The organism is Streptomyces sp. NPDC002125, from assembly GCF_053593715.1.
The window spans coordinates 39,589-50,704 of record NZ_JBSFDD010000022.1 but is presented as its reverse complement, the minus strand read 5'-3'; the positions used below and the strand labels follow the sequence as shown (position 1 = coordinate 50,704).

At 71.6% G+C, this 11,116-nt stretch carries 10 protein-coding genes; 7 read left to right on the top strand and 3 right to left on the bottom strand.

Features of this window, described 5'->3' with window-relative positions; genetic code table 11:
• The first annotated feature begins 94 nt into the window (after nt 1-94).
• The 5 genes from ACWCQM_RS29785 (at nt 95) to ACWCQM_RS29765 (ending at nt 4,628) form a co-directional block, all read left to right on the top strand.
• Nucleotides 95-634 (top strand): DUF1453 domain-containing protein, encoded by a 540-nt coding sequence (locus ACWCQM_RS29785; protein WP_450918192.1) that lies wholly within the window; start codon nt 95-97, stop codon nt 632-634.
• Nucleotides 631-1,794: a sensor histidine kinase gene (locus ACWCQM_RS29780; RefSeq protein ID WP_450918191.1), complete on the top strand. Its 1,164-nt coding sequence runs from the start codon at nt 631-633 to the stop codon at nt 1,792-1,794. Before ACWCQM_RS29785 ends, ACWCQM_RS29780 begins: the two co-directional genes overlap by 4 nt.
• The gene (locus tag ACWCQM_RS29775) at nt 1,791-2,468 is read left to right on the top strand and encodes a response regulator (RefSeq protein ID WP_450918190.1); all 678 of its coding nucleotides are present in this window, start codon (nt 1,791-1,793) and stop codon (nt 2,466-2,468) included. Before ACWCQM_RS29780 ends, ACWCQM_RS29775 begins: the two co-directional genes overlap by 4 nt.
• Before the next feature lie 97 nt (nt 2,469-2,565).
• Nucleotides 2,566-3,039, top strand: coding sequence for a DUF485 domain-containing protein (locus ACWCQM_RS29770; RefSeq protein WP_450918189.1), 474 nt, complete (start codon nt 2,566-2,568; stop codon nt 3,037-3,039).
• A complete protein-coding gene (locus ACWCQM_RS29765; protein WP_450918188.1) occupies nt 3,036-4,628 on the top strand; it encodes a solute symporter family protein in 1,593 nt (530 codons plus the stop codon). Before ACWCQM_RS29770 ends, ACWCQM_RS29765 begins: the two co-directional genes overlap by 4 nt.
• A 59-nt stretch (nt 4,629-4,687) precedes the next feature.
• Here ACWCQM_RS29765 and ACWCQM_RS29760 read toward each other — a convergent pair whose 3' ends face one another.
• Nucleotides 4,688-5,365, bottom strand: a complete 678-nt coding sequence (locus ACWCQM_RS29760) for a DUF7342 family protein (RefSeq protein WP_450918187.1) — start codon at nt 5,363-5,365, stop codon at nt 4,688-4,690.
• Nucleotides 5,362-7,215: an ATP-binding protein gene (locus ACWCQM_RS29755; protein WP_450918186.1), complete on the bottom strand. Its 1,854-nt coding sequence runs from the start codon at nt 7,213-7,215 to the stop codon at nt 5,362-5,364. The genes ACWCQM_RS29760 and ACWCQM_RS29755 overlap by 4 nt, the downstream gene beginning before the upstream one ends.
• A gap of 196 nt (nt 7,216-7,411) precedes the next feature.
• Between ACWCQM_RS29755 and ACWCQM_RS29750 the strand changes: the two genes are divergently transcribed.
• Complete coding sequence (locus ACWCQM_RS29750) at nt 7,412-8,419, top strand: LacI family DNA-binding transcriptional regulator (protein ID WP_450918185.1); 1,008 nt, start codon at nt 7,412-7,414, stop codon at nt 8,417-8,419.
• Between the two features lie 31 nt (nt 8,420-8,450).
• On the opposite strand, the gene ACWCQM_RS29745 is transcribed toward ACWCQM_RS29750, so the two are convergent.
• Nucleotides 8,451-9,767 (bottom strand): citrate/2-methylcitrate synthase, encoded by a 1,317-nt coding sequence (locus ACWCQM_RS29745; protein WP_450918184.1) that lies wholly within the window; start codon nt 9,765-9,767, stop codon nt 8,451-8,453.
• Nucleotides 9,768-9,908: 141 nt separating this feature from the next.
• Here ACWCQM_RS29745 and ACWCQM_RS29740 point away from each other — a divergent pair, with 141 nt between their 5' ends.
• Nucleotides 9,909-11,108: a citrate/2-methylcitrate synthase gene (locus tag ACWCQM_RS29740; RefSeq protein ID WP_450918183.1), complete on the top strand. Its 1,200-nt coding sequence runs from the start codon at nt 9,909-9,911 to the stop codon at nt 11,106-11,108.
• Nucleotides 11,109-11,116: the final 8 nt, after the last annotated feature.

Below are 11,116 nucleotides of genomic sequence, written 5' to 3'. Positions count from 1 at the left end.
CTCCACCCACGGTCAACCCCTGAGCCGATCCCCTGGGCAGCCGGCCTCCGTAGCGTCGAGGACATCGAATTCCTCACGCCCATCGGAGGCTGTCATGTCAGGGCTCGCGAATGTTCTGGCGATGGTCGCGGTTGTCGCGCTCGTCGTCGTGCGTCAGTTCTCGGCCCAGCGGATCGGCGACCAGAAGCGCTGGTGGCTGCTGCCCGCGATCCTGCTGTACGTGGCCCTGAGGAACGACGGAGCCCTCGATCCGCACCATGAGGCGCTGTCCGCCCTGATGCTCGCGGCCGGCGTCGTCGTAGGACTGGTCACGGGCGCGGGATGGGGCTGGACCTCCCGCTTGTGGCAGGAGCCCGACGCGTCCTTCTGGAGCCGGGGCACCGAGGCCACCGCCTTCATCTGGGCGGGAGGAGTGGCCCTGCGGGTACTGCTGGCCGGGGCCGCCCTCCTGCTGGGCATACACCAGGGGCCTGCGGCGCTGCTCGTGTCGCTCGCGGCGATGCTGCTCGCCCGCAGCGGTGTGCTGGCCCTGCGGGCCCGCGGGCTGCGCGAAGAGCGAGGAGTCGCTGCGGACGCACCGTCGGCCGACATACCGTGGGCGGCCGCAGGGACCGTGGGGAAGGGCCGCGCGTGAACCGGAGTACGTGGACGAGCTGGCCGTCCAGGGAGGCTCTGACCAGGGCACCCCAGGGCAGGACCCGGGCCGTGATCGGGCGGTTCGTGTGGAGCGCCGTGCTCGTCGGCCTCCTCTGGAACGCCTTCGCGGACGACCGGTACGCACTCTGGCAGGTCGGTGTCGCCCTGGCGGTGACGGTGGGCTGCGGATTCGCGGTCAGAGCCTTCTTCCGCACGACCCGGGAGCACCTCCTGGGGCCGTCCCTGGGACTGCTGGTGCTGCTGATGACGGTCGCGTACCTGTCCAGGGAAGCGGGTGCCGGCGTGCTAGCGGTCACGTTGTGGTGCGGATGCGCAGTGATCGCTCTGGAGCGGCTCCCCCTCTCCGCCGCGGTTCCGGTCACCGCGGCCGCGCTCATCACCTACGCCGTCGTCAAGGGCGACGGCTGGATGACCACGGCGATCACCACCGGGAGTTTGTGTCTCGGCGGGTACGTGCTGCGGCTCGATGCCGAGGCCCGGGGGAACGGTCAGCGGCTCCTGGCCCAGGAGCGGGCCGCCAGGGAGGCGGAAGCCGGGACAGCGGCGCTGGCGGAGCGGTCCAGGATCGCCCGCGAGATCCATGATGTGCTCGCCCACAGCCTCTCCGCCCAGCTGGTGCACCTGGAGGCCGCCCGGATGCTGATCGAGCGGGAGCCGGCGGGCGACTTCCGCGACCAGGTGCTGGAGCGAGTGGTGGCGGCGCGCTCCATGGCCCGCGAAGGGCTCGCAGAGACGCGGCAGGCGCTCTCCGCGCTGCGGGGGGAGCTGACCCCTGTGGAGGACTTCCTGCGGCAGCTGGTGGCCGGTGAGCCGGCCGAGGTGTCCGTGGCGGGGGAGCCGAGGCCGCTGAGCGCCGAAGCGTCACAGGCGGTGCGCAGGGTGGCTCAGGAGGCGCTGACCAACGCCCGGAAGCACGCGCCGGGCGCCGCCGTTTTCGTCCGGCTGGCGTACGAACCGGACGCCGTGGCTCTGGAGGTGCGGGATTCGGGTGGTCACCGTCCGAGGGGCGAGCTCGCTGTCAGTGGCTCCGGTTACGGTCTTCTGGGGATGCGGGAGCGTGCCGAGCTGCTCGGCGGGTCGCTGGACGCGGGGCCGGAGGAGGAGGGGTTCGTGGTGAGTCTGCGGGTTCCTGCGTGAACGCGCGGGTGGTGGTCGCCGACGACCAGGCGGTGGTGCGTGAGGGCATCGTGATGCTGCTGGGTCTGCTGCCCGGTATCGAGGTGGTGGGAGCGGCCAGGGACGGGGACGATGCCGTGGCGCTCGTTGCCGAGACGGCGCCCGATGTGGTGCTGATGGACCTGCGGATGCCCCGATGCGACGGGGTCGAGGCAACGCGCCGTATCCGCAAGGAGTACCCGGCCACACAGGTGGTGGTCCTGACCACGTTCGCGGACGACGATTCGCTCTTCACCGCCCTGCAGGCGGGCGCGAGGGGCTATCTCACCAAGGACGCCAGGGGCGAGGAGATCGCGCAGGCCGTCGCGGCCGTCATGTCCGGGGAGGCGGGGCTCTCGCCGAAGGTGCAGCGTCGGCTGCTGGAGCGGGTCACGGCGCAGCCCGCCATGACCGGCGCCCCGGTTCCCGCCGAGCTGCCCGACGGGCTCACCCCGAGAGAGGTTGAGGTGCTCGTCCTCATCGCGGAGGGACTGTCCAACGCGGAGATCGCACGCACCCTGCACATCTCCAGGGCCACGGTGAAGACGCACATCAACAACCTCTTCGCCAAGACGGGCGCGCGCGACAGGACAGGGGCCGTGCGTTACGCGTACGGCCGGGGGCTCGCGCAGCCTCCCGGCACTTCCGTCACCTGAAATGGTGAAGCACGGCGAATGATGTGCCCGGGATCTTCCCGATCTGCCCATTCTTGACTACGCGGCCGAAAAGGGCTCGTGGACAAGGGAGTTGTCGGTGGAGAAGGAAGCAGGGCCGGACGCCGCAGGGATGCGGCTCGACGACCCGTGGTACGAGGCGCCGGTCACCGGGTGGGGTGACCCGGACGGTGCGGGAGGCGTCGCGGCCGACGGGCGGTCCCGGCAGGGGGCGCAGACCGGCCACAGCGCGGCCGAGATCTATCTGGAGGTGCAGAGCAGCCCGGTGTTCCGCGAGGTGAGGCGCCGTTACAGGCGGTTCGTGGTCCCGGCGACCGTCGCCTTCCTCCTCTGGTACCTGGCGTATGTCGTCGCGGCCACCACGGCACACGACCTGATGGCGCGTCCCGTCGTGGGGGCGCTCAATGTGGCCATGGTGGCGGGGCTCGGACAGTTCCTCACCACCTTCCTGCTCACCTGGGCGTACGTCCGCCACGCGCGACTGCACCGGGATCGGGCGGCACTGGAACTGCGCTGGGAGACCCAGGAGATGACAAGAGGGATCGGCCGGTGAGGGAGGAGCACCAGACGCTGGCACTGCTGCTGTTCAGCGCGTTCATCGCGGTAACGCTCGGAATCACCACCTGGGTGAGCCGCAACCGGCACGGATCCGCGGAGGAGTTCTACGCGGGCGGGCGGCTGTTCTCACCCATGGAAAATGGATTCGCCATCGCCGGTGACTACATGTCGGCGGCGTCCTTCCTGGGTATCTCGGGCCTGATCGCCCTCTTCGGCTACGACGGCCTGCTCTACTCGGTCGGATTCCTCGTGGCCTGGCTCGTGGTCCTGCTCCTCGTTGCCGAACTCGTGCGCAACTGCGGGCGGTTCACCCTGGCCGACGTGGTGGCCGCACGGATGGCCGAGCGCCCGGTGCGAACGGCACTGGGGGCGTCGTCCGTCACGGTCTCGGTGCTCTATCTGGTGGCCCAGATGGTGGGTGCGGGCAGCCTCGTGGCCCTGCTGCTCGGCGGCACCAGCGACACCGCCAGGTCCTGGACCGTGGTCGGGGTCGGAGCACTCATGGTGATCTACGTGTCGCTCGGGGGCATGCGGGCCACGACCTGGATCCAGATCGTCAAGGCCGTGCTGCTGATGGCCGGCGCCGTCGCGCTCACCGTGCTCGTCCTCGTACGCTTCCACGGCGACTTCAACGCCCTGCTCAACTCCGCCGCCGAACGCAGCGGTCACGGCCGTGACTTCCTCTCGCCCGGACTCAGGTACGGCGAGACCTGGACCGCGCGCTTCGACTTCATCAGCCTCGGTCTCGCGCTCGTCCTCGGCACGGCGGGGCTGCCGCACATCCTGTCGCGCTTCTACACGGTGCCCACCGCCCGCGCGGCCCGCCGCTCCGTCGTCTGGTCCATCGGGCTGATCGGCAGCTTCTACCTGATGACGATCGTCCTCGGCTTCGGTGCGGCCGCGCTCGTGGGCTCCGCGGAGGTCCGGGCGTCCAACGCCTCGGGGAACACGGCCGTTCCGCTCCTGGCGCTCGTCCTCGGCGGGGGAGAGGGATCCACGGGCGGCACACTGCTGTTCGCCGTAGTGGCCGCCATCGCCTTCGCCACGATCCTTGCCGTCGTCGCCGGGATCACCCTCGCCTCCTCCGCATCCGTCGCCCATGACCTCTACGCCTCGCTGCGGCGGCCCGGCGCCAAGCAGCGGAGTGAGGTCGCCGTCGCACGCGTGGCCGCGGCGGCTGTCGGTGTGGTGGCCATCGCGCTCGGCCTCCTCGCCCAGAATCTGAACGTGGCGTTCCTGGTGGGGCTGGCCTTCGCGGTCGCGGCCTCCGCCAACCTCCCGGCGCTGCTCTTCTCACTCTTCTGGCGCGGCTTCACCACCCGGGGAGCGGTCTGGGCCGTCTACGGCGGACTGATTCCAGCCGTCCTGCTCGTCGTGCTCTCGCCGGTCGTGTCGGGGGCTCCCGCCTCGCTCTTCCCCGCAGTCGACTTCGCGCTCTTCCCGCTGGAGAATCCGGGGCTGGTCTCGATCCCGGCCGGGTTCCTCGCCGGATGGATCGGCACGATCACCTCCTCGGAGCCGCCGGACATGGCGAAGTACGCGGAGACCGAGGTCCGCTCCCTCACCGGAGCGGGGGCGGCCTGAGGGCTGCTCACACGGCTGACGGGTGCCTTGTGGTCGAGCGCGGTGTGGCAGCGGCGGCCTCAGGCGCCCGTGGCCCAGGTGTACCGGTGCTCCGGCCGGCCCGTCTCGCCGTATCTGAGGGAGAGCCGCACCCTGCCCGTGCGTTCCAGCAGCTTCAGATAGCGCTGCGCCGTCTGCCGGCTCATTCCGGCGCTTTCCGCGACCTCCTGCGCGGAGAGCGGCCCCTCGGCCGCACGCAGGGCCTGGCGGACCAGCTCCGCCGTCGTCGGTGAGTGTCCCTTGGGGAGGTCGGACCCGCCCGTGGCCCACAGACCACCGAACAGCCGGTCCACCTCGGTCTGCTCGGCCTCGCCCCCGCCGGCGAAGGTATGCCGGAGCGCCGCGTACGCCTCCAGCTTGGTGCGGAGTCCGGCGTAGGCGAACGGCTTCACCAGGTACTGGAGGGCGCCGTGGCGCATCGCCGCCTGGACGGTCGCGACGTCGCGGGCCGCGGTCACCATGATCACGTCGGTGGGGTGGCCGAGTCCGCGCAGCTCACGCACCACGGCCAGGCCGTTCCGGTCGGGCAGGTAGTGATCGAGCAGGATCAGGTCGATGGGCAGCTCGCCGATCCTCGCGAGGGCTTCGGAGGCGGAGTGGGCCATGGCTGCCACCCGGAACCCGGGCACCTTGGAGGTGTAGGCCGCGTTGATCCGCGCCACCCTGACGTCGTCGTCCACGACGAGCACCTCGATCACTGGGCGTCTCCTGTCTTCGCCTGCCGTACGGGTTCCGGGGGGCCGCCCGGGGCGGGAACGGACGGCGTCTCCGGTCCGCCCGGCGTCTCGAATCCGCTCAGCGTCCCGGGTCCGCCCGGCGCCTCCGGTCCGCTCAGCGTCCCGGCTCCGCCCGGCGTCTCGAATCCGCTTCGCATCCCGGGTCCGCCCGGTGTCTCCGGCCCGCCGGGGGCCTGGGGGACATCCGCGGTCTCCGGTTCGCTCAGTGCGTCAGGAAGGACGACGGTGAACACCGCGCCGCCCTCGGGGGTGTCCGACACCGACACGCTGCCGCCCTGCCGCTCCGCGAACCGCCGCACCAGGGGCAGTCCCAGACCGCGTTTGCCGTGGGCCGGGAGATCCTTGGTCGACCAGCCCTCCATGAAGATGGACTCGTGGTGGCCGGCCGGTACGCCGGGACCGGTGTCACGGACCCGGAGCACCACGGTACGGCCTTCGGCCCGCAGCTCGACCTCGATCCTGGCCCCCGCCGGCCCTGCCGCCGCGTCCATCGCGTTGTCGACCAGATTGCCGAGGACGGTGACCAGACCGCGCGGGTCCACCACCCGGTCCGGCAGGAGCGTCTCCGGGGCCATGCGCAGCGCGACCCCCCGCTCCGCGGCCACGGTCGCCTTGCCGACCAGGAGGGAGGCCAGCAGGGGGTCGTGGACCTTCTCGGTGACCTGCTCGGCGGTTGCCCTGTGGACACCCACGACCTCCGTGACGTACTCCACGGCGTCCTCGTGCATCTCCAGCTCCAGCAGCCCCAGCAGGGTGTGCAGCCGGTTCGCGTGCTCGTGGTCCTGGGCGCGGAGCGCGTCGATCAGGCCGCGGGTGGAGTCGAGTTCGCGGCCGAGGTGTTCGAGCTCCGTACGGTCGCGCAGCGTGGCCACGGCACCGCCGTCGTCGGTCGGCATCCGGTTGGCGAGCAGCACCCGGCTGCCCCGGACCGTCACCAGGTCGTCCCCGACCACTCGCCCGGCCAGCACATCGGCGGTCCTGCCCTCGCCCAGGGCCTCGTCGAGCCGCTTGCCCGCGGCGTCGGGACCGAGGCCGAGCAGCCGCTGGGCCTCGTCGTTGAGGAGCCTGATGCGACCCGCGCGGTCCAGTGCGACGACCCCCTCGCGGATGCTGTGGAGCATGGCCTCGCGTTCGGCCAGCAGCGCCGAGATGTCGGAGAACGCCAGGTCATGGGTCTGCCGCTGGAGACGGCGCGAGATCAGATAGGCGGCCAGGGCCCCCACGGCCAGTGCCCCGCCCGCGTAGGCCAGCAGCCCCGGGATGGCGGCGAGCAGCCGGGCACGGACGCTGTCGTACGCGATGCCGACCGATACGGCGCCGACGATCCGGTCCTCGCCGTCGCGCAGCGGCACCTTGCCACGGGCCGAGCGTCCGAGTGTGCCGCTGTCGATCTCCATCACGGACCTGCCGGCGAGCGCGGTGCTGGGGTCGGTCGAGACGACATCGCCGATGCGGGAGGCGTCCGTGTGGGACCAGCGCACCCCGCGACGGTCCATGACCACGACGTACTCGGCGCCGGTGGACCGCCTGATCCGCTCCGCCGCGGTCTGTACGGCACCGCCGGGGCGCGGCTCCGTGGTGAGCAGCGAGTCCGCGATCTGCGGCTGCGCCGCCGTGCTCTGCGCGATCGCCAGGGCGCGGCGCATCGCCTGGTCGTCGAGCTGGGCGCTGAGCGGCGCCAGGAAGAGACCGGTGACGAGCACCGTGACGCCGGTGACGATGGCCAGCTGCATCAGCAGGACCTGGGAGAAGACCCGCTTCGGCCAGCCGAACCTGCGCGGTCTCCGCGGGGTGGTCGGTGGGGCGCTCATCGTACGAAGGTAGAGGGCGACGCGTGCGTACCGAAATCTCCGCCCCTGGCACGTGGCCCGTTGATCTCCGGTCCGTAACGGAACAGCGGGACGCGTGCCCCTGGGCCCTTGCCTTCCGGCGCTCCGTCTGTGAGCGTTCCATGGGTATCCCCCATTCACGCAATCTTCTTGCTTTTCTTGCGCTAATCTTGCGCTCATGACGCGACGACTTGCTCAGGTTGCCCAGAAAGTTGGAGTCAGCGAGGCCACGGTCAGCCGCGTGCTGAACGGAAAGCCAGGAGTCTCCGACGCCACACGGCAAGCCGTCCTGTCGGCTCTCGACGTGCTGGGCTACGAGCGCCCGACGCAGCTGCGCGGAGAGCGGGCCCGGCTGGTCGGAATGGTCCTGCCCGAGCTGCAGAACCCGATCTTCCCCGCCTTCGCCGAAGTGGTCGGCGGCGCGCTCGCTCAGCAGGGACTGACCCCGGTGCTCTGCACGCAGACCAAGGGCGGCGTCTCCGAGGCGGACTACGTCGAGCTCCTCCTCCAGCAGCAGGTTTCCGGTGTCGTGTTCGCCGGCGGGCTCTACGCCCAGGCCGACGCCCCCCACGACCATTACAAGGTGCTCGCCGACCGCAAGATCCCGGTCGTCCTGATCAACGCGGCCATCGCCCACCTCGGCTTCCCCGCCGTCTCGTGCGACGACTCGGTGGCCGTGGAGCAGGCATGGCGCCATCTTGTCTCCCTCGGCCACGAGAAGATCGGATTCGTCCTCGGCCCGGCCGACCACGTGCCCTCGCAGCGCAAACTGACAGCCGCCCGGGCGCTCGCCGCCCAGGCCGGAGCCGGTGTGCCGGACGAATGGGTGGCGAGGGCGATGTTCTCGCTGGAGGGGGGCCAGGCCGCCGCCACACGCCTGCTCGACCACGGGGTCACCGGCATCATCTGCGCCAGTGACCCGCTGGCCCTGGGCGCGGTGCGCGCGGCGCGCCGCCGGGGGCTCTCCGTGCCCGGGGACGTCTCCGTCGTCGGCTACGACGACTCGGCGTTCATGAACTGCACCGAGCCGCCGCTCACCACGGTGCGCCAGCCCATCGAGGCCATGGGCAGGGCCGCGGTCGAACTCCTCTCGGTGCAGATCGGCGGGCGCAAGGTCCCGTCCGACGAACTCCTCTTCGAACCCGAACTGGTCGTACGCGGATCGACCGCCAGGCCTCCCCGGTGAGGGTGCCCCTCAGATTTTCCTCGGGCTGTAGCTATTTTGCAGGGTCGGGCTCCCGCGCCGTTGCCGCCCCCGGAGCGGGCAGCGGCTGAGGCGGGCGGGGGCCGTCGTACTGCCCGCTGGGCCGCATCCGCAGAGGCCGCTCCGCGTACTCCTCCATCGCGTGGGCGATCCAGCCCGCGGTGCGGGACACCGCGAAGATCGTCTCGCCCGCCTCCGCCGGCATCCCCTCGGACACCGAGAGGACAGCCAGGGCCAGATCGACATTGGCGTGCAGAGGCGTGTGGCGGGCGGTGGTGGCGATGACGTCGCGCGCCGCCGACAGCGCGGGCGCGGCCCGCGGCACCTCCTCCAGCAGGGCGAACAGCACGCCGGCCCGCGGGTCCTCGCCCGTGTAGAGGCGGTGGCCCAGCCCGGGCACCCGACGGCCCGCGCGCAGATGGTCGGCGACGACAGGGGCGGCGCCGCCCCTGTCCACGACCTCGGTCAGCATGCGGTGCGCCAGCCCGCTCGCGGCTCCGTGCAGCGGCCCCTCCAGCACGCCGAGCCCCGCCGAGACCACCGCGTACGGATGCGCGTGGGTCGATGCGGCGACGCGTGCGGCCAGGGTCGAAGCCGCCAGATCGTGATCGGCCAGCAGCGCCAGAGCGGTGTCCAGCACGGCGAGTGATCCCGGGCCCGCCGGGCGTGCGGACAGCTTCGGCCACAGCCGGGCTGCGAGCGAGCCGCCCTCCACGTCCGTGTCGCCGACCGCCGGAAGTGCGCCCACCAGGGTGGGGATCAGGCTGCGCGCGCTGTTGAGCACCCCCTGTGCGGAGAGGTCGAACCGCAGCGGATCGGCGACCGCGGCCGCGGCGACAGCCGCCCGGAGCCGGTCCGTCGAACTGCTGTGCCGGGGCAGCGCGGCGGCGGTCCTGCGTGCCGCCTCCAGGGATTCGGGTGCCGCGTCGAAGCGGACGCCCGGCCGGAGTTCGCCGGTCCAGATCCACTCGGCGACCTCCTCGAAGCCGTAGCGGCGGGCGAGCTCGGTCGCGTCGACGCCCCGGAAGTAATAGCGGTCCGGCTCGATGAGGGTGAGTCCCGTACGGAAGACGAGGCCGCCCGTGGCCGCAGGCGGGGGCTCCCTGCGTCCGGTGCGGCGGGCCAGGCCCTCGACCTCCGCGGCGTCGAACGTGCTGCCGCGCCCGCCCGGGGTGCGCCTGCTGGTGAGCTGGCCCCTGCTCACGTACGCGTACACGGTCTCGGGCTTCACCCCGAGCAGGTCGGCCGCCTCCCGTGTGGAGAGCCGGCGCCCCTCGCCCGGCGCCCGCTCGTCTCCCGTACCGGCCGTGTGCACCGACTCATGCGTCATGGGCCCACCGTATCCATGTTCCGTCCATGTGAGTCCTCCTTCTCTTCCGCAATATATTGATCCAATCAATATTGACACGCATTTCATCAATGGTGGACAGTTGAATCAATGTTCATCTCGATGATGGAAGAGGGACCCGCCATGCCTGCCTCGCGCACACCGGCCGACGCGCACACGACAGCCGGCTCACGTACGGAAACCGTCCCGCTCGACGCCCCCCGGGGACTCGCCGGCGTGATCGTCACGGACACCGCCCTCGGTGACGTGCGCGGCCGTGAGGGCTTCTACCACTACCGGCAGTACTCGGCGATCGAGCTGGCGGAGAGCCGCAGCTTCGAGGACGTCTGGTACCTGATGTTCCACGGCGAGCTCCCCGGCCGGGAGGAGAGCGCCGCCTTCGCCGCCCGTACCGCCGGGCTGCGCCATCTGTCCGCCGAGGTGCGGGAAGCACTCCCCGCCATCGCCCGCGCCGGGGTGGTCTCCGGCCCGCTCGCCGGGCTGCGCACCGCGCTCTCCCTGCTCGGGGCCTCGGCGGGATTCCGGCCGGTGTACGACATCGGCGCCGATCGCAGGCGCGGGGACGCACTCGCCCTGTGCGCGGCCGTCCCCACCGTCCTGACCTCCCTGTACCGCCTGGGCCAGGGACTCGAACCGGTCGAGCCGCGCGACGACCTCCCGTTCGCCGCGAACTACCTCCACATGCTCACCGGCGAGGTGCCGGACGCGGAGCGGACGGCCGCCGTCGAGCGCTATCTGATCTCCACCGTCGACCACGGCTTCAACGCCTCCACGTTCACCGCCCGTGTGATCGCCTCCACCGGCGCCGATGTCGCCGCCTGCCTCGGCGGAGCCGTCGGCGCGCTCTCCGGACCGCTGCACGGAGGCGCGCCGAGCCGGGCGCTGGACACCCTGGACGCGATCGGCACCCCGGACCGCATCGACGGCTGGATCCGGGAACGCGTCCTCGCGGGGGACCGGATCATGGGGTTCGGGCACCCCGTCTACCGCACCGAGGACCCGCGCTCACGCATGCTGCGCTCGGTGGCGCAGGGCTTCGGTGGCCCCCTCGTCGACTTCGCCGTCGAGGTGGAACGGCAGGTGGAGGCGATCCTCGCCGAGCTCAAGCCCGGCCGCGAACTGCACACCAACGTGGAGTTCTACGCAGGGGTCGTCATGGAGCTCTGCGGGCTGCCGCGCGAGATGTTCACCCCCACCTTCTGCGCCGCGCGGATGGTCGGCTGGAGCGCCAATATCCTGGAGCAGGCGGAGGACTCGAAGATCATCCGCCCGGCGGCCCGCTATGTCGGGACGCCGCCCCCGCAGCCCGTGCCCGCCCCCTGAGCGACCCG

Coding starts and splice junctions, on each gene's coding strand:
- ACWCQM_RS29785 (WP_450918192.1), top strand. CDS start 95: ATGTCAGGGCTCGCGAATGTTCTGGCGATGGTCGCGGTTGTCGCGCTC.
- ACWCQM_RS29755 (WP_450918186.1), bottom strand. CDS start 7,215: ATGAGCGCCCCACCGACCACCCCGCGGAGACCGCGCAGGTTCGGCTGG.
- ACWCQM_RS29750 (WP_450918185.1), top strand. CDS start 7,412: ATGACGCGACGACTTGCTCAGGTTGCCCAGAAAGTTGGAGTCAGCGAG.
- ACWCQM_RS29745 (WP_450918184.1), bottom strand. CDS start 9,767: ATGACGCATGAGTCGGTGCACACGGCCGGTACGGGAGACGAGCGGGCG.
- ACWCQM_RS29740 (WP_450918183.1), top strand. CDS start 9,909: ATGCCTGCCTCGCGCACACCGGCCGACGCGCACACGACAGCCGGCTCA.